The organism is Pseudomonas syringae pv. tomato str. DC3000 (assembly GCF_000007805.1).
GTDB lineage: Bacteria > Pseudomonadota > Gammaproteobacteria > Pseudomonadales > Pseudomonadaceae > Aquipseudomonas > Aquipseudomonas avellanae.
In genome coordinates this window covers 1805786-1826956 of sequence record NC_004578.1, presented here as the reverse complement: position 1 = coordinate 1826956, position 21171 = coordinate 1805786, and the positions used below count along the sequence as shown (strand labels likewise).

Sequence of the window (21171 nt, the reverse complement as noted above, 5' to 3'; positions counted from 1 at the left end):
AAGTCTGAGGGTTTTCATGCGCTAATCCTTTATCCTTACGGCTCAATACTTGGCGAGGGTTGGTCGGTACTTTGCGTGTGCAAGGCTGATGCGTGCGGCGCTGCTGACCATTGAGGCGGTGCTTCATCAGTATCATCATCAATGCTCTCTTCCTCGGCCTCAATGTCACAAGGCGTCTCTGCGTTCTCAGCCTGTTTCTTCGGGCGATTTTCGGCATTGAGCGATGGCGTTTCTTCTAATGGCGGCTTGTCACTGAAATAGCAACCGGGCTCCTGGGGATGTTTGGTTTGAAATACTCCATAGACTCTAAGAATCTCGGTTTTTTCATACTCCAATGCATCGCACAGACCCAGATCGCTGTATTCCTCAGCAGGCAGTTCGTGAGGATCGCAGAAGTCAAAGGGCTGATTGGCAGGTAAGCAACCTTCCAAATTGGCAAACCGAAACCACAGATACCGGGCAAAAGCTTTAAACGCACGGCGTAAGACAGCGTTCTCGTACCAAGAAGAAAAGAGACTTTCGAGCAAGACCTCGATTTCTTCTACCTGTGGTAGAGATTCAAAAGAACGGACGATCAGCAAAGCTGTCGGCCAAGACAGTACGTAGTTGTCACCGCCACTGTAAAAATGACCCCCTAACGCCAACCTAGAATTGACCCCCCTGGGTAAAACTGGCGGCTTTGAGCTGCCAATATGTTGACCCAGGAGCAGTCTGTGGAAATTAAAGTGTTGGCCCGTCAGGGCCATGGCATCAAATTCATCGCCCGTGAGCTGGGTATTTCGCGTAACACCGTGCGCAAGTACCTGCGAAAGGCCCGGTCGCTACCCAGTGACAAGGTGAGACCCGCACGTCCGTGCAAAATCGACCCCTTCAAGGACTACCTGCACGAGCGTATTGAGGCGGCGCGCCCACACTGGATTCCGGCGACCGTCCTGCTGCGTGAGATCACGGCATTGGGGTACAGCGGCGGCGTCAGTCGTCTGAAGGCTTATATTCGCCCCTTCAAACGTAAGGCAGAAGAGCCGGTGGTACGTTTCGAGACACTGCCCGGCAAGCAGATACAGGTGGACTTCACCACCATTCGACGAGGCCGTCAGCCGCTTAAGGCGTTCGTGGCGACACTTGGTTTTAGTCGAGCAAGCTTTGTCCGTTTCTCCGAGCGAGAGGACAGCGAAGCCTGGCTGACAGGGCTTCGGGAGGCGTTCGCTTACTTTGGCGGCGTGCCCGAGCAGGCATTGTTTGATAACGCCGGAACCATCATCACCGAGCGAGATGCTTTTGGGGAGGGCCAGCACCGTTGGCATCCCCGATTGGCTGCGCTGGCCGATGAGTTTGGTTTTATTCCCAAGGTCTGCCGCCCTTACCGTGCCCAGACCAAGGGCAAGGTTGAGCGCTTCAACGGGTATCTGAAGGGCAGTTTCATTACCCCGTTGGCCGCTACGCTCAAGAGTGCGGGTCTGACGCTGGATGTGGTGACGGCCAACGCACATATCGGCCAATGGCTCGACGAAGTCGCTCATCAGCGGATTCACGGCACGACGGGTGTTCAACCGGCGGTACGTCTGGCCCAAGAGCAGCAGGTACTATTACCACTGCCAACACAGAGCCTGCGCCCACAACCCGCCCAAGGCCTACGCCTGGGACGGGTCCTGCCGTACGAGAGCTTGCAGCATCCGCTGTCGGTTTATGAGCAACTGCTGGAGGTGAGAGCATGAACCTTCAACATGCTCGCCTGACAGAACTATGCAAGGGGCTAAAGCTTGAGCGCGTCGGGGTGGACTGGCCGCACCTGGCCCAACAAGCAGCAAGCGGCGAAGACAGCTTTGCCGACTTCCTCGAAAAGCTGCTGGCTGCCGAGACCGATGCCCGAAGTGAACGCTCTCGACAGGCCCTGCTGAAAACTGCCGCGCTGCCCGCTGTGAAAACGCTGGAGCAATACGACTTCGCGTTTGCCACCGGCGTCCCCCGGGCACAGCTCCAGGAGCTGGCAGCACTGAGTTTTGTTGGACGTGCCGAGAACATCGTGTTCCTGGGGCCTAGTGGTGTAGGCAAGAGCCACCTGGCTATCGCCCTGGCCTACCGGGCAGTGATGGCCGGTATCAAAACCCGCTTCGTCACGGCGGCTGACTTGATGCTGCAACTGACCGCTGCGCACCGCCAGGAACGGCTCAAGGAATACTTCAGTCGTGTGGTGATGGCCCCTGGGTTGTTGGTCATCGATGAAATCGGCTACCTGCCGTTTGGTCGTGATGAAGCCAACCTGTTCTTCAATGTTGTCGCCAAGCGCTACGAGCAAGGCAGCCTGATCCTCACGAGTAACTTGCCGTTTACCCAGTGGGCCGGAACCTTTGCGGATGATCAAACACTGACAGCGGCCATGCTGGACAGGCTGTTACATCATGCCCATATCGTGCAGATGACAGGTGAAAGCTATCGACTCAAGGACAAGCGCAAAGCAGGAACCAAATCTTCTCGGGCCGAACCGGCTCGAAAATATGAACCCGAGGGGGGTCAAAACTAAGTTGGCGATTTAGCACGGAAGGGGGTCACTTTTTAGTTGGCGTTGACACGTAGTGGGACAGACGACTGCTGCCGGTTTTATCAAAAGCGATCCAGTAGATGTCGTTCTCTGCCCAGATAACCTTGATATGAGCTGCCAGAACCAACTCGGCGGGGGTCATCCCTTTTTCGATTTCTCTTTCAAGCGCAAGGCGTGTCTGCCCGCCGCCGCTCATGAAAAAAATCTGTTGAACCAGAGGCAGCGTACTGAGCGGCCAATTGGTCTTTCCGATCAACTCAGCGGCTTTCTGGAGCGCACGATCTCCGTGGGAGAGTTTGTCAACATCCCCATCATCGGGCTCGGTAACCAGAGCCTCCCCGCCATCAAAGACTTCATCCGGGTCAAAGGCGTAAGCCGCATAGTCATCTTCAAGATCACGGAAGTCAGCCACAACACTAAGGATGTCTTCTTCCTGCTCAGCCTCAAGCTCGAAGATTGACAGATCCTGCAAGTCATGATCAAGGTCGATTTGATCTTCCAGATCTTCAATTCCAAAATTCAGCTGGGGCAAAGTCGGGGTGTTTAGTTCTAGATCGGTTAGCGCCAGGTACTCGTCATCCTCATCGTTTTCCTCAGATACTTCATCGTGAGTTTGAGACGTTAAAGCAGGAACCTCCGGGGCTGGCAATGTCGTTGGCTGTAATGGAGATTCATGAGAATCCGATGGTTCCGGAGCTCCTAAACCTTTCGGTTGGACAGAGATTAGTGAGCGCCCTGATTTGTTGAAGATCTTGACCTTGGCTAACCCCTCTCCAGCTTCCGTCTCCTTCCGTGGATGGGCAAGTTTGAGAACGGTGTTTGTGGCGGAGGGCGAGGTGTCCTCATCCTCTGTCACATGCTCACCGGAGAAGTCGTCTGTAGTAGCTGGAGCCGTATCAGGCTCATTACGCGCTTCAAGCTCGTCGAGGCATGTTGAGGCTTCAGATGGCGTTGATTCAAATTGCCCCTCCCACCAAACGTCCGTTTTCAAAGAGGGGTATTGAGAAGCCGTGTGCTGAATGAATGTTAATGAATCATCGACTGTCTCGGTCAACGCCTTGTTGGTCGGAGCTGCTGGGTTTTCTAGGGTCGTCAGATGCTCAGATGAGTAACTGATGAATGCCAGATCACTGTCCGTTGGCAGGTCGTCTGTAGACTCTTCAGGCTCAATCTCAATAAAGGCTTGCTGTTGGCGTTTCAGGAGAAGAGCACGCTGCATGGCCTTTGCCCCATCCATGGGGCGTCGTTGCAGCATGTACACGCGGCTGAGCAAATTAAGGCAATCAGGCTCCTCAAACGCATCAATGGCTTCCAGGAGGAGCGACTCGGCAGCCTGCAACCTGCCAGACACGACCAGGTCATTGACGTCTTTGATGAGCAGCTCTTTGCTGCGTTGCTTGCTCTTGATCGAGAGCATTGGCGATGCGCGATATTTTTTAAAGTGCAAAATCAGTTCAAGCCTGCGCTGGATATCCTCCGCTGAATGATGGCTTCTCAGGAATTCAGCAAGGAGTGCCTTGGCTGTAACGTACTGACTTTGAGAGATCAGAAGCGAAATGGCTTGGAGTAGGCCTTCCGAGGAGTGGCCTTTCAGGCACGAACGGATATTCGTCTCCAGCTCTTTGGGATCCGATGAGGCAAAGCTCCACAATTTGTCTAACAGTGCTTCCCAATCCATTTCCACACCGACTCCATGACAACACAGCCCCCTGCGCAAAATTGAGGCTCAGGAGAGGTTAGCACTGCTTCGTAAGTTTGTAGCCTGAATCGTCCGTTACCTTACCCAGACCGGCCTTGTGGAAGGCAAACAGCCATTATTGCGCTATTTTCTTGTCCGCCCTTGCTAGAGGTTACCTGACCATAACGTCAAATTACGCGCAGTGCGCACTCCGCAAAAATGCCCAGCAGATAGATCACCAGCACTTCCGGCCATGCATACATACCGAGTGACACCACGGGAACCTAGCGCCAGAATGCAGCGACGACTAAAAGGGGCAATCATGAAATCCGAAACGCTCACCGTGCGCCAAATATTCCAGGACAGGCGCCAATATTGTGTTCCCTTCTACCAACGAGCGTATGTATGGACACAGCGGAACCAATGGACCGGCCTGTGGCAGGACATTCAAGAGAAAGCCAATGCTCGTGTGTCGGGCATGAACATCACCCCACACTTTTTAGGTGCGGTTGTGCTGGAGCCTCAAGTCAAGCATGGACTGATGGGTGTCGACACGTTGCACATCATCGATGGCCAGCAGCGCCTAACGACGCTCCAATACATCCTGGCTTCACTGCTGCTCGCCCTGCGCGAAACCGGCATGCAAGTGTTTGAGCCCAGCGTGATCGCCTGCATGCAAAACACCAATGAAGAAACCATGCGCAATCCGCAGATGGAGCGCTTCAAGCTGTGGCCGACGTTTCGGGATCGCCCGCACTTCGAAAAGAGCCTGGCGATCCAGCAGCTTGAGGATTTCCGAAAAGAGTTTTCAGCACACTTCACGCAGCACGGCACGCTTCGAAAACACTATGACCATCCGCCATCACTGGCAGCCCTCTGGTTCTTTACCGCAGAGTTCATCGAGTGGATTCGCTCTGGTGTCGACCAAGAACTAAGTTACGCCGAAGCGCTCATCATGGCCGTTCTGCAAGATCTAAAGCTGGTCAGTATTTCACTGGAGGCCGAGGACGACGCCCAGGTAATCTTTGAGACCCTCAACGGCCGCGGGGCTGAGCTACACGCCACTGATTTGATCCGCAACTATATCTTCATGCGTGCAGACCACGACGGTGTGGATGCGGCAGCCCTTTACAATAGTCAATGGTTGCCATTCGAATCAGACTACTGGTCGACGAAGCAACGACGTGGCCGCATCAATAAGCCACGGCTTGAATGGCTGATCCATTCGACACTTCAAGCGGAGATGGGTAGCGAGATTGACCTGTCGCGCCTGTACAACGAGTACAGACGCTACGCTGCCGCTAGCCCCCTACCCAAAACAGCTGGCCGGCAACTGTTAACGTTAAACCAATACGCTGGGCACTATCGCGATTTGATCAGCATGTCTGGCTCATCACCTGTCGCCCGTCTTGGTCGTCGAATCGCGGCCTATGATGTCACCACGCTGCACCCACTGACGTTGCTGATTTCAGTGGCGGAGGTGGGTGATGCGGAAAAAACACAAATGTTCAATGACCTCGTGTCCTACATCGTGCGACGAGCGATATGTGGGCTTACTCCAAAGAACTACAACAACGTGTTTTTGAGCGCTCTACGCCACTTGACGAAGTCCGGCATATCGAGCGAGGAATTGAGAAGCTACCTTGGTACGCTCAAAGGAGATGCCTCCCGCTGGCCCGAAAACTCAGAGTTTCGCAATGCGTGTATCTGCGCCCCGCTTTATCCTGGCCGACTTGATGCAGCCAAAATGCGCTCTTTATTGACCGAGTTGGAAGGGGCGTTACGACTATCCGTCAAGAGTGAGGAGTGTGGGCTTCCAGATCTGACAAACCTCGATATTGATCACATAATGCCACGTAGCTGGCACACCAACTGGCCTCTAAATGACGGCAGTTCCGCAGCGAACATTGATGAGGCGGATATCGAAATTATCCTGCGTTCTGGAGGCTCACTGACCCCCAAGCAGCAATTGATTCGCGAACGGCACGATACCGTTCCAACCTTGGGCAACCTGACGCTACTGAATTTGAGCGTGAACCGGTCAGCGCAACACTGCGACTTTCTGTTGAAGCGGGACAAGCTGATTGCCAACACGAGTCTTCGTCTCAACATCCCATTGATAGCGAAACTGAAGTGGAACGAGCTAGAAATTGCAGCGCGAGGCGAATTGTTTGCAGGTGTGGCTCTGAGAGTTTGGCCAAAGGGAGAATGACACCTACATACCTAGCGCCTTTTCGCTCGTCAACAGCACGGAGTGAATGATGGACCAAAGCAAGGCTCTGCTGTCGGCATTGCTAACTAAACACGTGATCGAGTTCATTGATTTCCGGAAACTGGCGTTCTCGTCCGTGATGCGCGACTTAACGACACAAGCTGCTTTACATGCGATTCAGCACGGTGATATCAGCTATATCGATAAAATTCTGGATATCTTCAAAAACACTCGGTATGCCCTGCAAATGGCGAGTTGGTTCAGCTTCCGGACCGGATTGGACATTCAGGAGACACTGGGACAACGCTCCTATCGCCGTTCAGGTATGCCGCCCAAACCCCAGGTGCAACTCCATGACTTTCTTAACGCCAAGCCTGCTCGGCAGACCAACGTAGCGAAGCCCGCAAATAAAGCCTCCCAAACCACGATCACCACTAAGAAGGCAAAAAAATCCGCCAAGCGCGTCGACATGCTAGACAGCTGGGCCCGACTGCCGGGCAGTTTTGGATCGGGTAAAAGAGGTTAATCAGGTCTGACAGAAGCCACTAAACCCTCAAGTGCCTTACTTAAGCGGCGTGGTGCTCACCCACTGATTTACGGTATGAACCACACCTCGCCACGCGGAGGGAATCGAACCGCTTTGCGCATAACAGACATGTGGTCATAGTGTTAACAAAGTCGGAATTTTCCCAATGGGAGAATTTTCAGAAATAGAAGCGTTTCAGCACGTTCTCGTGAGTTTACCAGCAGCATATGTCATACCACAGTTCAGTTCACGGGGGCCGGCAGCTATTAAAGCGGGCCTGTATGTTTAAAATGCTCAGCCATAACGAATGTTGAAACCGCAAGATCAAACGGCACCACCCACAACCTCAACCCCTCCGAAAACTCAAAAACCGGCAACGCCTTCTGAAACGCCCCTCGCTTCGGATAGATCAGCACCAGATCCCCCTGCCCGTCTAAATACTTCTGCCCATACGCAAATAGCTGATAAAAATCAGCCTGGCTCAGACCATAGTTTTTGCTGCCAAGCTCGCTGTCCAGCCGCTTCCATTTGGTGTCCAGAACCCAGCTCTTCTCTCCCTGCGTAATCATCAGATCAGGCCGCAGCTGAAAAACCTTTTTGCCCTCATGAGTACACAGATACTCGCTGCTGCGCTGGGTATGCAGCGTAGCGTCTGGCGGCAGTGAATCCCTCAGGCATGCAGCCACGTAGCGTTCAAACAGTTTCTCCATCGGGAACAGCAGGCTCATGCCATGCCACTCGCCAGCAATCGCAAGTGGCGTTTGCTGTTGGATGATGAGTTCACACCACGGTTTTACCGGTTGGTAGTGAGCCATCAGCCGATCGCGACGCCACTGTTTAAAATCTTGAGTCGTGTCCCGGCTGCTTGGGATCTCCAGCAGCATTGAGCGCAGCTCATGAGACAAGCGCCAGTTACTAGGGTCTTGAGCGGTTTTGCAGACGATGTCTAACGCTGTTTTGAGCAGGCGATTCTCTGCCCGATCGGGTTGGAATATGTCGTGGCGCATTTGGAATTGGTGCTGTCGGCCAGGTGGTTGGCGCATCTGGCGGGCGGTGTTGAGTTGGCCGCGTAGATACCGCTGTTCTTCTTCCACGCGCTGGTAGTCGAAGCGAAGGCCGCGCTTTATGAGGTGGTCGAGCGCTTCCAAAAAACTGTTTATCACCCATTCAGTTAAAGGCGCGTCGAAGCGCTGCAACGCGGTTGCACCGACCTTGCGGGTCGGCAGGTCTAGTGACTTCTGAATCATGCGCCTGAGCAAAGCACGGCTCTGCTGGATGCAATCACCTTGTTCGAAATGCTTGGGCAGGATTTCGATTCGCGTGCCGCAGGGTGTTTCGAGCGCACCAACGTAATTGTCGAGTTTCAGCCAGCGGCGGCCTTCAACTTGCACCAGCGCTGCGCCGGCTTTGCTAAAGCGTGAGCTGGTTTCGCAGAGCCAGTCGAAGGCCGAGGGCGACACTTGGGCTACATCGAGCGTCGAGTTGGCAATGTTGACGGTTGTCAGTCGAGCATATTCTCGGACCGTAACAGTGGTTTTCACCCCTGCTGCTCGCTGAGAAACTTAATGATCTTGCGTCCGAGGCTTCGCGTATTCAGCTCGCTACCCGACGCGGACGTACTGGAGATGCCGTGCTTGCTCGCAAGTTCGCGCAACAGCGGCTTTGTGGGCTTAATGTGCTGACCTCCGCGATACACATCGATACAACCATCGGCAGACTGCCTTATATCTATCCCGTCTGTTCTAACGTTTTTTGCTTCCAGCGGCGCACCGACTTTCAGGTTGTGATCAATCACACCCAGGTACGATTCAATCTTCTGGAACGCTGGCAGATTCAACTCCCAACGCTCATTGCTCTGGCCAACCGTGACCGTATCCCCAAACAACGCAATGAGGTCTTGGCTCAGTTGAATCAGAAAACTATTTTCCGGAGCCTTGCGTTGATCGTTGAGAACCCACTGAATGCGCTGCCAATCTTCGAAGAAATACTCTTGAAGCAGCGGCAGGATTTGCTCGCGGAAGATGCCTTCCAACCGCTCCAACGTAGGCTCATCCTTGAGCGGCATGAAGTACGCGTGGCCAAGGCAGTGGTCTCGATCAAGCAGGGCCGCTATGCGTTGATTCATCAAGCTGAGCAATTCGTCGATGGCGATGCCATCAACTTCTACTTCATCAAGCAACTCTGGATTAGGCGGGACTTCGATGAAGGTGAAGCGACGACGCAGGGCGATATCCAGCGCGGCCAAGGATCGGTCAGCGGTGTTCATAGTGCCAATCAGGTGAATGTTGCCGGGGATGCTGAAACGTTCTTTTGAGTAAGGCAGCGTGACTTCTAAAGCCTCGTCTGCGCCTGCTCGCTTGGAAGGTTCAATGAGCGTAATCAGCTCGCCAAAGATGCGCGAGACATTGCCACGATTGATCTCATCAATGATCAGCACCTTGGCGTCGCTATGTTGAACGGGGGCAGGCTCAAATAAGCCCTCCTCGTTTTTGCCCAGCATGTGCTCGACCATTGATGGCAAGAAGTTCTTGTAGCCGTTCACCAAAAACGGATCAAGGACGGAGCCCGGCACTTTCTTGTCCCAGCGACCATTGCCCAGTTCTTCGATAGTGAACGTGCCGGCGTCTACATAAGAAGCGAGCGTATTCAGCAGGCTCATGCCGATGGGGAGATGTTTACCTTGAGGCTTCTCTATCTCAACGACGTCAGGCGTGGCGCGGGTCACTTTGTAGCCTGTGCCGTAGCGATCACCGACCTTGAATGCACGGTACTTTCCACTCAGTTCAGTCGCGACTGACTCGCACAGGCTCCTGAAGACGCCAGATACCACTTCGTAACGGATCTGACCTTGCTCGTCAGTTGTAGCGCGTAGCCCTTCCACGAAGTCTTCATAGCTGAAGCTCTGATGAAAAGTCACAAAGCGCACGTCGCCTGCTGCGAGCAGTTCGTCGAAACGAGCCTTCAGAGCTGATCGGCTACCAGCATTTTTAGCAAGAAAAGGCTGATCAAGGATCTGCAACGTCGCTTCGACTGTGGCGTAGGTTTTCCCCGTACCGGGCGGACCGAAGAAAATCTGATTGAGCGAAGGCATTGCCGAACGTCCTTGTAGGAAAAGTCCGACAACAGTATCTAGATTGCCAGCATGGGTAAAGCGAAGCGTCGGTGGCGTCGTGTTTATGTAGCAGCCTTGAGACTGAGACGCAGAGCGTCGCGAACTGCATTCCCACGCAGAGCGTTGGAACGATAGGGGTTGCTGAGATCCGATGTACGCCTGAAAAATCAGAAAACCCTGACAGCCTCACCCTCCCCGGTCCGATATCTACACGTTGCGACCCCCGGTATCGTATGCGCCGGTGCCTAAGAAACGCCCAACGTAGACACAGTGAGTTAAGCATTAGCTCCAGATTCTAGTCGTTCTGATTGAACGGGAATCTCGGCTTTGCTGAGCCACTCAGTTGGGATTTCTTACGCCCGCTCTGCGTTGGTCTTTAACGTTATTTCAGCTCATACGCAGAGGTCAGCATGTTAAGCAATCTATTCCGGGGCAGTGCTCGTCAGGCACACGAGGTTTTTGCCGGTTTTACCCCAACCCCCTTCCAACGCCACAACCGCCAGCTCCTCGCCCTCCTCCTCGAAAACCAACCTTGGTTCAGCGCCCGCGATCTGGGTCGCATGATCGGCTGGCCGTTGAACGAGCGGACGCTGCGCAAGCTGGACACAGACCAGCACCGAATGATCACGCTCGACCTGCACGGCGAAGCCGAGCCAGAGCTGATGGTCAGTGAGTCGGGCGCGTACGCGATGATGGTGCATCACTACCACGCGGAGAATCGCGGGTTGCGGCAGTGGATTACCAACGAGGTGGTGCCTGCCTTGCGAGATGGGCAAGTGCCGTTTGATGACTGTACGCCGAACCTGAGCATGCTGCAGTGGCCGGGGTTGTCGGTGAGTATGTTGCACTGGCACAGCGAGCCGTGGATACGGTTGCGGGATATGCCGATGCTGTTGGCGCACCCGCAGATGCAGGTTGATGCGCGGCCGCATCGCTTGGCGAAGTCGTGGTGGCGGGCGGTGTTGCCTGTTTCTCGGTTGGGTTGAATGCGGAGTTATGGCCGTGACGTTTGGATGACGGCCATTGTGTCTCGTCGGATCAGTTCTTCAGGCGGCGGCGGTAGTCGCTGATCATTTCTTTGGTGACGTCTTCCTTGAAGCAGGTGGGTGCCTCCCCTCCTTCACGGCTATACGCACTGCGCTTGCCGCATCGGCTGCCGTTGCGGGCAGCGTTGTAGGGGCAAGGGCAGTTGCCGGAGTAGCTGTCGATGGATTCCTGGATGATGGCGTTGACGATTGAGGCGTCTGTGACTTGGGTTTCTCTGGCGTGTGCGGAGAAGGCGCAGAGCAATGCGAGTATGGCGACGAAGCCTGTCCCTGTCTTTTTCATGGCTATTCCTTAGCGAGTACAGACGGGTGTCTGTTGCAAGGTTTTACCATGATGCTACTGGGCCATCAAACTTTGTTTATTGAGGTGATTTTGGGGGAAGCATGACTGGACAGAGTCTGAGGTTTGGTTGGCAAATGATGTACCGCATGCACCGGTTTTGCTGCCGGTTCCCGGCAGATCGCGAACAAGTTCGCTCCTACGCCCTCCGGGCAGAAGCTTGGATTCGTGGGTAATCTGATATTTGCCTGATGGCTTGGATGTGACGCGGAGCGTCACGAAATGCGTGCCAACGCGGAGCATTGGCCCGATAGGTATTACCTAGTGCCTGCGAGGCTACTACGCCCCGCAGGCATCCTCCATCAGAATTGCCAATCCAGCGACAAGCCCACGCCGTGGGTTTTATCCCGTGCACCCAGCACGCCGTTGTAGTCCAGGTTGATGCGCGCATCTTTGCCCAGTGCGAGGCTGGCGCGGGCGCCGACTGCGGCGGCGTCGCGGTCCATTGAGACGCTTTGGGTGTTGAAGCTGTTGCCTGCGCTGGCGAAAGCCAGGTGTTGTTCGGCCGAGGTGTCGCTCAGGTTGTGCTGCCAGCCGAGGGTGGCGGAGACGTCGAGTTTTTGGGTGTCGTTGAGGTTGAAGCGGTTGCCGGCGCGCATGCCCAGGGTCGAGAGCACGGTGTCGCGGGTGTCGTCACTGCCGTTGAGGGCCGTGGCGCCGCCTTTTTCGGTGAAGCTGTCGCTGTCGAAGTGCACGTAGGCCAGGTTGGCGAACGGTTCCAGTGTCAGCGGTTGCAGGTTGAGGCGGTAGGCGGCTTCGGTGAAGACCTGGCTCGACTGGGCATCACGTTTGACTTTCTGGCGGTCGGAAAACGCGCCGAACTGCAGGTCGCGTTTCACGTCGATGCGGTGCCAGCTGTGCGACGCGCCAGCGGTCAGGCGCAAAGGGCCCTGTTCGTGGCCGATATACGCGCCCAAGTGGTAGCTGTCTGCCGAGGCACGCGAGTGGGTGTCGTCGCCCAGGCTGAGCGAGGTGTCGCTGTAACCTGCCATTGCGCCCAGGCGGGTGTGATCGCTGATCAGGCCATCGACACCGGCGAGCAGGCCGCCCAGCGATGAGGTCGAGCTGGCAGCGTCGCTGCTGCCGGCGTTTTTGCCCCATGCGCCAAGTGCCTTGACCCACACCGAGTTGTCTTCGCTGCCCGGCGCTGGTTGGTCGTACAGCCCTGCGACGCGCAGGCGATCACCCACAGCGTCGCGCAGTTGGCGGCTGTCGTTGATCAGCTGCGTGGCGATGGCTGGATGCACTTCGCCCGACAGTTGGGTGAAGGCGCGGCGGGCGGTGGCGGTGTCCGGGCTGAGGATGACGCTCTCGTACACCGAATTGCCAACACTCAGTTGTTCGATGGCTTGGGCCACGCTGCGCTGGTTGTAGGTTTGCGCAGCGCTGGCGAAGCTGTCGCCGTTACGCTCAAGGGCCAGGGTTACGCCGCTGCCGGTGTAAGCCAGGTTGCCAGCGAGGAACGCGTAATCGTCGGTGACCGAACCGAACTGGCCCTGAATACCGCCAGCCGCTTGCAACACGTTGTATTGGCGGCCGATGACGCTGCTGGTCTGGTTGCTGCTGAGCAGAGCGGCGTTGTCGTTTTCCAGCGTCAGGGCCATGTTGGCGCCGCTTACGGTGGCGGTGCCGCCGACCACGATGCGGTCGCTGGCGGTGGGCGAAAGCTCTACGGCGTAGGTCGAACCTGGCTCAAGGAGGACGTTGCTGTTGACCTGCAAGGTGCCGATGGAGTTGCCCGGCGCGACGGTGCCGCCCTGGTTGGCGGTCAAGGACGCAACGCTGCCGGTGCCGCCCAATACGCCGCCGTTGTTGACGGTGACGGCCGAGGCCAGCGAGCCGTTGATGGCCAGGCGTCCTTGATTGACCAACGTCGGGCCGCTGTAGCTGTTGGCCCCGCTCAACACCAGCGTGCCGATGCCTTGTTTGGTCAGGCCACCGTGGCCCGCGATGGCGTTGCTCCACACGTCCAGCCCGCATTGCAACCCGGTGCAGGTGCGCTGGGTCGGTTTGCCGGCATCGACAATCGCGCCGACGCCGGGTAAATCCGCAACGAACTGACTGTCGCCATACGCGCCGTTGATGCGGAACTCAGCCGGAATGTCTGCCTCGGTGACGAACATGCTCGGGCCGTTGACGGCTTTGCCGAGGTTGATCATGCCCCAGCCGTACAGCGCATCGACACCCGGTGCGCCGAGGTCGGTGGCGGTGGTTTTCAGCACGTCGGCGACCTGCGCGCCGGTCATGTACGGGAAGCGCTCCATCAATACGGCCATGCTGCCTGCCACATGGGGCGCGGCCATCGAGGTGCCGTTTTTGTTGGCCCAGCCGACGGTCAGGTCTTCGAGGCTGGTGCCGTTGAGGACCGAGCTGTAGATGCGCGTGCCCGGTGCCGAAACGCAGAAGCTGGCGGTGTAGCCGCAGCGCGACGAGAAGGTGCTCAGCGTGTAAGGCGTGGTCGCGGCGGCAGCGTCGGGGTTCTGTTGCAGGGCTGCAACGGTCAGCCAGTTGGGGGCGATGCCCGGTACGAAGTAACCGAGCCCGGCCATTGCGTCGGGGTTGTTGAGGTTGTAGTCGTTGCCCGCGGCGAAAATGGTCACGACACCGCTGCGCGCTGCGTCAATCGCACCTTGATACGCGCCGCCCGGGCGGGTGCCGAGGATCTGGCGGATCTGGTCGAACTGCACTTGCGCGTCCTGCACGGTGAAGTGCGGGAACGCCGGGTCGCGACCGCCTTTATCGAAGCGATCAGTGATGCCGATGCCCCAGCTGTTGTTGATGACTCTTGCGCCGCTGTTGACCAATGCGTTCCAGCCCGCTTGATACACCGCGCCGTCGTTGCCCAGCACGATACCGTCTTCCGGGCCTGGGTCGCCGTTGTCGGCGCTGAGGATTTGCGCGTTGTAAGCCACGCCGTGCATCGGCCCGCCATCACGGTCGCCGCCGGCGATGCCGCCCACGTGGGTGCCGTGGTTGCCAAGTTTGCCACCGGAGTCCAGGGTCGGTGCGCCGTCGTAGCGGAAGGCGTCGCCCGCCTTCACCGGGATGTACGGGTCGGTGTATTCGCGAATGCCGCTGGTGACCAGATTGACCACTTTGTTGGCGCTGGAGAATTCCGGGTGCGGGGCGTAGACCGGCTGGTCGAAGATGCCCAGTTTGATGCCTTTGCCACTGTAGCCAGCGGCGTAAGCCTGATCGGCGTTGATCGCGCCCAGACCCCAGTCGGCATTGAATTCGGCGCTGCGCCAACTGGCGGCGTTGCCCGCCTGCCCTGCTTCCACGTAGGGCGCAGCATGTGCCACGCCCAAGGTCGCGAGGTAACAGGCCAGTGCGCCGCAAGAGGCGCGGTTGATGGCCCGAATGGCTTGGCGCAGGGGTGTGACAGAAGTGTGTCGGGTGGTGGATGCATCTTTCATGAAACTACCGTCCTTAGTTAACGCGCACGAATCCGCGCGCGCATGCATCTGCATGCGCGTCGTTCTTTTTGGTTGAGGGGTTGGGTTGGAGTTGGGTACTGCCTGGGTCAGAACTGCCAGTTAAGGCTCAGGCCAACACCATGACTTTTTTCACGGCTGGCCAGTTGGCCGCTGTAATCGAGGCTGATCCTCGCGTCCTTGCTCAGCGCAACGCTGGCGTGGGCGCCGACCAGTGCCGCATCGCGGACCAGCGGCGAGCTTTCGATGCCGAAACTGCCACCACCCGAGGCGAATGCCAGGTGCTGTTCGGAATCGGTGCTGCTCAGGTTGTGCTGCCAGCCGAGGCTGCCGGACAGGTCGACCTTTTGCCGTTCGGTGATTGCGATTGTTTTCAATGCGCGCAGGCCGAGGGTACTGAGCACGGCATCACGGTTATCGCTACCGGCAGACAGCGCCGCCGCATCGCCCTTCTCGGTGAAGCTGTCGGTGTTGAGGTGGACGTAGGCCAGATTGGCGAACGGCTCGAGGGTCGCGGGTTGCAAGCGGATGCGATACGCCGCTTCGGTGAACACTTGCGTGCTCTGGGCATCGTGTTTGGTTTTTTCCTTGCCTGCTGCACCGCCGACCTGCACGTCACGTTGTGCATCGATGCGGTGCCAGCTGTGTGCGCCGCCGAGGGTCAGGCTCAGTGCGCCGATTTCATGACCGACGTAAGCGCCCAGATGGTAGCTGTCCACCGAGGCCCGGGAATGTGTGCCCGAGCCCATGTTCAACGAGCTGTCGCTGTAACCCGCGACGGCGCCCAGACGCGTGTCGTCGGCAACGTTGCCATCGACGCCCGCCAGCAGGCCGCCGATCGAGGTGGTGTAACCGGTGGTGTCGTCGCGCGAATCAGTCTTGCCCCAGGCACCCAAGGCTTTAATCCAGACATTGTCTTGCGCGGCAGTGTTGCCCTCGCCGCCCAACACGCTGGCCCCGAGACGCTCGCCCACCGCATCACGAACCTGCCGGCTGTCGTTGATCAGCACGCTGCCAATGGCCGGGTAAATCTCGCCGGACAATTGCTGAAAGCTGTCGCGGGCAGAGGCCGGGTTTTGCGTGAGTAACAGGTTTTCGTACACCGCATTGCCTGCACCGAGTTGTTCGGCGGCTGTCGCCACGGCAGCTTGGTTAGGGGTTCGTGCAACGCTGTTGAAGGCGGCTGTTTGCTCGATGTTCAACGCAACGCCGGTGGCTGCGTAGTCGAGTCGGCCGCCCAGAAAAGCGTAGTTTGAAGTGACTGAGCCGAACTGGCCGTTGATGCCGTTGGCGGCCTGCAGCACGTTGTACTGAGGGCCTGCAACGCTTTGGGTGGGTACAGAATTCAAGGCAACCGGCGTGTTGTCCAGAAGCGCCAGGGTCATGTTGGCACCTGACACGGTGGCACTGCCGGTGGCGACGATGCGGTCGCTGGCGGCGGGCGAAAGCTCTACGGCGTAGGTCGAACCTGGCTCAAGGAGGACGTTGCCGTTGACCTGCAAGGTGCCGATGGAATTGCCCGGCGCGACCACGCCGCCGTTACGCGCAGTCAGCCCGCCGATCTGGCCATTGCCGCCCAGCGTGCCGCCCGCGTTGACCTGCACGGCGGACACCAGCGAGCCGTTGACCGACAGCACGCCGCCGTTGACCAGCGTTTCGCCACGATAAGTGTTGGCACCTTGCAGAATCAGCCGGCCCGCACCGGATTTGATCAGGCTGCCTTGGTACTGGCGCTGTGCAGCGGCGGCAGCACGGGCGCTGCCTGTTGCGTAGTCGGCCTGGTCCTGCTGGCTGGCAGTGCTGGCGACGCCGTTTTGCCAGCCTTTGCTGATCAGTGTTTGCTGCCATGTGGCGTGTTCGGCAGTGTCTTCGGCCTGACGCTGAATCAACGCCTGATCGGAGATATTGTTGCTCCATGTATCGGTCAAGCCTGTGCCGAGGTTGGCGTCGAAGGTGCCGAGCAATTGACCGGGACCGCGCATCGCCCGCTCCAGATTGGCCACGCCCCAACCGACGCTGGTGGTCGGCGCCTGAGTGACCGAGCCATCGAGCTGGGTGGCGGTGGTCAGCAGCACTTGCAGCGCCTGCTCGTTGTTCAGGTACGGGAAGCGTTCCATCACCAGCGCCAGTGCGCCGGTGGCATGCGGTGCAGACATTGAGGTGCCGGACTTGATGCCGTAACCGCCGCCGGGCACGGTGCTGTTGATCAGCCGGCCGGGCATGGTGATGCACCAGTATTTGGACAGGCCGCACTGGTTGTAGCGTTGACCGGTGGAGGCGTCGAGGCCCGACACGGCAAGCCAGTGGCCTTCGAGGTCTGGCTCGAAATACGGCAAAGAGGCGCGCACGCTGGCGTTGGCGTAGCCGGAGTTGCCAGCGCTGAACACGTTGATCACGCCCTTGCGCGAGACGTTGGCCGCTTCATCCAGCCAGGTGCCACGGTTGTAATGCTGGGCATAGGCGGCGCGCACGCCAGACTCGGTGGCGTAGGTCACGTCGGCCGGCTGGCTGCCCCAGCTGTTGTTGATGGCGCGCACGCCAGCATCAGCCAGTGCGCCGTACACCGCCTTGAAATACTGCGGGTCCGGGTTGGGGCCGAACAGGAAGCTGTCGTTCTGATTGGTGTTACCAACGTAGATTTGCGCGTTGTACGCCACGCCATGCATCTCCACGCCATCGCGCGCCGCGCCCATGGTGCCGGTGACGTGCGTTCCGTGGGTGTCGTTGTTGGGGTTGATCGCGCCGGTGACGCTGAACGGTGTGCCGTTGACGTAAGTGCCCGTGGCGGTTACTGCCTGAAAGCGGGACGGGCTGGCTTCTGGGTGAGACGGATCGAAACCCGAGTCCAGCGCACCGATCTTGACCCCTGCGCCCGTCATGCCAGCAGCGTAGGCCTGATCAGCCTGAATGCGGCCCAGGCCCCAGTCACTTTGGAACTCTGCTGAACGCCAACTGGCCGCATCACCCAACTTTCCCTGCTCGACATAATCAGCGTAGGCCGAACAGCCGAAAGTAAAAGACAGCGCGCACAGTGCGCCAGTTGCTACGGTTTTTGAAGAATAACGGGCAGCACTCACACACTTCGACTTTTGCATCCCTGCACACCTGCTAATGGTCGGCTCCTGATTGAGCGCAGCCAAAACATAGTCCGCAGTTACATACTTGGCAACCGTTTTATTTCAGTTTTGATACAGAGTGACGGGTATTCACGAGCGCCATCTTTGGGTATTTAATCCAGTGATATCTGCATGAATTTATTGAACTTATTTGGTCTATTAACGCAATCCACTCAAATCGATAGTGGCTATTTAATTGTACGCAAATGTATTCGGGCGCTGATTAAAACTTTCAAGGTCAACACTAACTTGATGGGCGACGATGGAATTGTCGGACAATATAAATTATTTATTAAAACTGTTATGCCTTGTCGCACAGCAAGGAATAGGCATTAAGGTAATTAGTGACACAAGTTAACTAAAGTAATAAGAGGACGCAGAGCGTCCGGAACGGCATGCGACGCGGAGCGGCGCACGATAGTTAACATCAATCATCGCTCCCTACGCTCCAGCGTGGCAATGCAGTTCGCGACGTTCTGCGTCGCAAAAGAGGACGCAGAGCGTCCGGAACGGCATGCGACGCGGAGCGGCGCAAGATAGTTGAGATCAATCATCGTTCCCTATGCTCCAGCGTGGGAATGCAGTTCGCGACGCTCTGCGTCGCAAAAGAGGACGCAGAGCGTCCGGAACGGCGTGCGACGCGGAGCGGCGCACGATAGTTGACATCAATCATCGTTCCCTACGCTCCAGCGTGGGATTGCAGTTCGCGACGCTCTGCGTCGCAATAAGAGGACGCAGAGCGTCCGGAAAGGGCATGCGACGCAGAGCATCGCACGATAGTTGACATCAATCATCGTTCCCTACGCTCCAGCGTGGGAATGCAGTTCGCGACGTTCTGCGTCGCAATAAGAGGACGCTGAGCGTCCGGAAAGGCATGCGACGCAGAGCATCGCACGATAGTTGACATCAATCATCGTTCCCTACGCTCCAGCGTGGGAATGCAGTTCGCGACGCTCTGCGTCGCACGATAGTGGTTGTTGAAATTACCGGCTGAAGCGCTCTGCCAGGCTGTGCAGGTATTGCGCCATTTCTTCCAGTTCGGTGCTGATCTGCGAGCCTTGCTGTGCCTGGCCGGCGCTTTGGTCGCAGAGTTGGGCGATGCGGGTGATTTGCTGGCTGATGTTTTCCGCGACGTGGCTTTGCTCTTCCGACGCCGAGGCCATTTGCTGGCTCATGCCCGTGATGCGCGTTACCGATTGGCTGATACCGTCCAGGGCTTTCTGCACGGCTTCGACACTGGCGACGCTTTCCTTGGAGATCTGCTCGCCTTTGTTGGCAGTCAGGACCGCACGGGCGGCGCCGTCGCGCAGGGAGGTGATGATTTGCTGGATCTGTTCGGTCGAGGTCTGGGTGCGTGAAGCCAGCGAACGAACTTCGTCGGCGACCACCGCAAAACCACGCCCTTGCTCACCGGCACGCGCCGCTTCGATGGCGGCGTTGAGCGCCAACAGGTTGGTTTGCTGGGCAATCGAGGTAATCACATCGACCACGCTGCCAATCGACTGCGTGGCATCGGCCAGTTCGCCCACGGCCTGACCGATGTCAGTAACCGAGTTGGCCATGTGCCGAATCGCCAACAGGCTGTCATCAGCCAGACCACGCCCCTGCTGCGCCAGCTTGTCGGCTTCTTCGGCAGCATGGGCAGTGCTCTGTACGTTGTGCGTCACTTCCTGAATGGTCGCCGCCATCTGGTTGATCGCCGTGGCCGACTGATCGGCCTCGCTGCGTTGCTGATCAAGCGACTCGGCCTGGCGCAGCGACAATTGCGCCGACCGACCGGCATGCTGGCGCACGCTCTCGCCAGTATCGGCCAGGCGCGTCAGGGCCGTTTGCAGGCGGGCTTCTTCGCTGAGCATGGCCAGATCGAGCTGCGCCTGCGGGCCACGGTTGTCGCTGTAGGTCAGCGCAACCAGTGAACTGGTGAACGCTTTGGGGTGTTCTTCAAGGGTGCTGCGAATGCTGCGGCGCTGGCGCATTTCCAGAAAGCCGCCCAGCACAACCATCACGATCGGAATCATGATGATCGAAGGCAGATCGTCCAGCAGGTAGACGCCGGCAGCCAGTGCCAGGGCGCAGAGGATCATCGGCAGTTGGCGAACCAGGTGATAGGCAGCGGTGCTGGTCGCCGAGACCGACGATTTACCGGCACGCAGCCGTGCATACAAGGCATCGGCGCGGCGCACTTGATCGCGGGTCGGCAGCGAGCGCATCGATTCGTAGCCGACGATCCGACCGTTTTCGTAGACAGCAGTGACGTAGGCGCTGACCCAATAATAATCGCCCTGTTTGGAGCGGTTCTTGACCACGCCCATCCAGGGTTTGCCCTGTTTTATGGTTTCCCACATATGAGCAAAGACCGCGGCGGGCATGTCCGGGTGGCGCACCAGGTTGTGCGGCTGGCCGATCAGCTCTTCGCGGGTGAAGCCACTCAACGTGACGAAGGCGTCGTTGCAATAGGTGATCTGGCTGTTGAGGTCGGTGGTGGAGATGAGGCGTTCAGATGCCGGAAAAGTCCGTTCAGTCTGGGTGATAGGCATGTTGACGCGCATTGAAAATCCACTCCCTGATAATACTCGATAGTCCGGGTAATCCCTGAAGGTTTAGCACAGTCGTTCAAAGTGGCAACCAACAGCCCGAGTGCAGAGTTTATCGCCCGCGCAGGGTCGGTCTTTAGCGGTGTCCGGGAATTAGCGTCATCGGCAGGTAACATTGAGGTACGCGTCACAGTGCAGGTGCGCGTCGACGGTTTGCTTCATGCCGCAGATGCCTGCACCATGCCGACCTTTAGCGAACACGGCTTCGAGCATTCCAATGGCAGGTCATACACCCTCAGCGCTGAAAGCCCTGATCAGCCAATTGCGCAGGCTGTTGAGCCGGGTTGCCGGTTCGACATCGAATCAGGAAAGGCCTTCGGCAGCGCCCGAGACACTATCATCCGAACCCACGCAACCTGCCAAAAGCAGCCCCGCCAAGCGCACGAAAAAGCCGCGCAAGCCCGCAGCTACAAAGCCACAGCCCAAGCCCGTCGTACCCGCCTGCCCGCACTGCAAGAAGCCGATGGTGATCAAGGTCGCCCGCACCGGCCAGAATGCCGGAGAGTTCTGGGGGTGCGCGGGGTATCCGAAATGCCGGGGGATTCGGCCGATCTTTCGTTAGGCGTCAGACCGG

Annotated in this window: 14 protein-coding genes; 6 read left to right on the top strand and 8 right to left on the bottom strand. The window is 57.7% G+C overall.

Annotated elements, in window-relative coordinates:
- Window positions 1–35: 35 nt before the first annotated feature.
- Window positions 36–746 carry a hypothetical protein gene (locus PSPTO_RS08685; RefSeq protein ID WP_226992714.1) on the bottom strand — a complete coding sequence of 237 codons (711 nt, stop codon included), beginning with the start codon at window positions 744–746 and terminating at the stop codon, window positions 36–38.
- On the opposite strand from PSPTO_RS08685, the gene istA reads away from it, so the two are divergent.
- Together istA and istB are read left to right on the top strand one after the other, a co-directional pair.
- Entirely contained in the window at window positions 693–1715 is a 1023-nt protein-coding gene (gene istA / locus PSPTO_RS08680) for an IS21-like element ISPsy4 family transposase (protein WP_002551322.1), read from the top strand. The genes PSPTO_RS08685 and istA overlap by 54 nt on opposite strands.
- On the top strand, window positions 1712–2521 hold the full coding sequence (istB, locus tag PSPTO_RS08675; protein WP_005741073.1) for an IS21-like element ISPsy4 family helper ATPase IstB: 810 nt from the start codon (window positions 1712–1714) through the stop codon (window positions 2519–2521). The genes istA and istB overlap by 4 nt, the downstream gene beginning before the upstream one ends.
- Window positions 2522–2546: 25 nt before the next feature.
- Here istB and PSPTO_RS30215 read toward each other — a convergent pair whose 3' ends face one another.
- On the bottom strand, window positions 2547–4223 hold the full coding sequence (locus PSPTO_RS30215) for a hypothetical protein (RefSeq protein ID WP_226992688.1): 1677 nt from the start codon (window positions 4221–4223) through the stop codon (window positions 2547–2549).
- Window positions 4224–4539: 316 nt separating this feature from the next.
- On the opposite strand from PSPTO_RS30215, the gene PSPTO_RS08660 reads away from it, so the two are divergent.
- Window positions 4540–6429 carry a DUF262 domain-containing protein gene (locus PSPTO_RS08660; RefSeq protein ID WP_011103655.1) on the top strand — a complete coding sequence of 630 codons (1890 nt, stop codon included), beginning with the start codon at window positions 4540–4542 and terminating at the stop codon, window positions 6427–6429.
- Window positions 6430–6478: 49 nt separating this feature from the next.
- The gene (locus PSPTO_RS08655) at window positions 6479–6955 is read left to right on the top strand and encodes a hypothetical protein (protein ID WP_011103654.1); all 477 of its coding nucleotides are present in this window, start codon (window positions 6479–6481) and stop codon (window positions 6953–6955) included.
- Between the two features lie 266 nt (window positions 6956–7221).
- Here PSPTO_RS08655 and PSPTO_RS08650 read toward each other — a convergent pair whose 3' ends face one another.
- The gene (locus tag PSPTO_RS08650) at window positions 7222–8496 is read right to left on the bottom strand and encodes an McrC family protein (RefSeq protein ID WP_011103653.1); all 1275 of its coding nucleotides are present in this window, start codon (window positions 8494–8496) and stop codon (window positions 7222–7224) included.
- On the bottom strand, window positions 8493–10046 hold the full coding sequence (locus PSPTO_RS08645; RefSeq protein ID WP_011103652.1) for an McrB family protein: 1554 nt from the start codon (window positions 10044–10046) through the stop codon (window positions 8493–8495). Before PSPTO_RS08645 ends, PSPTO_RS08650 begins: the two co-directional genes overlap by 4 nt.
- 431 nt (window positions 10047–10477) lie before the next feature.
- On the opposite strand from PSPTO_RS08645, the gene PSPTO_RS08640 reads away from it, so the two are divergent.
- Window positions 10478–11053: a BRO-N domain-containing protein gene (locus PSPTO_RS08640; protein WP_011103651.1), complete on the top strand. Its 576-nt coding sequence runs from the start codon at window positions 10478–10480 to the stop codon at window positions 11051–11053.
- Between the two features lie 52 nt (window positions 11054–11105).
- Here PSPTO_RS08640 and PSPTO_RS08635 read toward each other — a convergent pair whose 3' ends face one another.
- The 4 genes from PSPTO_RS08635 to PSPTO_RS08600 all read right to left on the bottom strand — a co-directional run bounded on the left by PSPTO_RS08635 (window position 11106) and on the right by PSPTO_RS08600 (window position 20552).
- Window positions 11106–11396: a hypothetical protein gene (locus PSPTO_RS08635; RefSeq protein WP_011103650.1), complete on the bottom strand. Its 291-nt coding sequence runs from the start codon at window positions 11394–11396 to the stop codon at window positions 11106–11108.
- Window positions 11397–11755: 359 nt separating this feature from the next.
- A complete protein-coding gene (locus PSPTO_RS08630; protein ID WP_046463927.1) occupies window positions 11756–14869 on the bottom strand; it encodes an autotransporter domain-containing protein in 3114 nt (1037 codons plus the stop codon).
- Window positions 14870–14976: 107 nt separating this feature from the next.
- Window positions 14977–17982 (bottom strand): autotransporter serine protease, encoded by a 3006-nt coding sequence (locus PSPTO_RS08625; protein ID WP_011103648.1) that lies wholly within the window; start codon window positions 17980–17982, stop codon window positions 14977–14979.
- A gap of 1004 nt (window positions 17983–18986) precedes the next feature.
- Complete coding sequence (locus PSPTO_RS08600; protein ID WP_011103647.1) at window positions 18987–20552, bottom strand: methyl-accepting chemotaxis protein; 1566 nt, start codon at window positions 20550–20552, stop codon at window positions 18987–18989.
- Window positions 20553–20814: 262 nt separating this feature from the next.
- On the opposite strand from PSPTO_RS08600, the gene PSPTO_RS08595 reads away from it, so the two are divergent.
- Complete coding sequence (locus PSPTO_RS08595) at window positions 20815–21159, top strand: topoisomerase DNA-binding C4 zinc finger domain-containing protein (RefSeq protein WP_005767643.1); 345 nt, start codon at window positions 20815–20817, stop codon at window positions 21157–21159.
- Window positions 21160–21171 lie beyond the last annotated feature (12 nt).

What these genes read in the sequence shown, in the direction of transcription:
- istA (WP_002551322.1), top strand. Translation starts at nt 693, where the DNA reads ATGTTGACCCAGGAGCAGTCTGTGGAAATTAAAGTGTTGGCCCGTCAG.
- PSPTO_RS08685 (WP_226992714.1), bottom strand. Translation starts at nt 746, where the DNA reads ATGGCCCTGACGGGCCAACACTTTAATTTCCACAGACTGCTCCTGGGT.
- istB (WP_005741073.1), top strand. Translation starts at nt 1,712, where the DNA reads ATGAACCTTCAACATGCTCGCCTGACAGAACTATGCAAGGGGCTAAAG.
- PSPTO_RS08660 (WP_011103655.1), top strand. Translation starts at nt 4,540, where the DNA reads ATGAAATCCGAAACGCTCACCGTGCGCCAAATATTCCAGGACAGGCGC.
- PSPTO_RS08655 (WP_011103654.1), top strand. Translation starts at nt 6,479, where the DNA reads ATGGACCAAAGCAAGGCTCTGCTGTCGGCATTGCTAACTAAACACGTG.
- PSPTO_RS08645 (WP_011103652.1), bottom strand. Translation starts at nt 10,046, where the DNA reads ATGCCTTCGCTCAATCAGATTTTCTTCGGTCCGCCCGGTACGGGGAAA.
- PSPTO_RS08640 (WP_011103651.1), top strand. Translation starts at nt 10,478, where the DNA reads ATGTTAAGCAATCTATTCCGGGGCAGTGCTCGTCAGGCACACGAGGTT.
- PSPTO_RS08635 (WP_011103650.1), bottom strand. Translation starts at nt 11,396, where the DNA reads ATGAAAAAGACAGGGACAGGCTTCGTCGCCATACTCGCATTGCTCTGC.
- PSPTO_RS08630 (WP_046463927.1), bottom strand. Translation starts at nt 14,869, where the DNA reads ATGAAAGATGCATCCACCACCCGACACACTTCTGTCACACCCCTGCGC.
- PSPTO_RS08625 (WP_011103648.1), bottom strand. Translation starts at nt 17,982, where the DNA reads ATGCAAAAGTCGAAGTGTGTGAGTGCTGCCCGTTATTCTTCAAAAACC.
- PSPTO_RS08600 (WP_011103647.1), bottom strand. Translation starts at nt 20,552, where the DNA reads ATGCGCGTCAACATGCCTATCACCCAGACTGAACGGACTTTTCCGGCA.
- PSPTO_RS08595 (WP_005767643.1), top strand. Translation starts at nt 20,815, where the DNA reads ATGGCAGGTCATACACCCTCAGCGCTGAAAGCCCTGATCAGCCAATTG.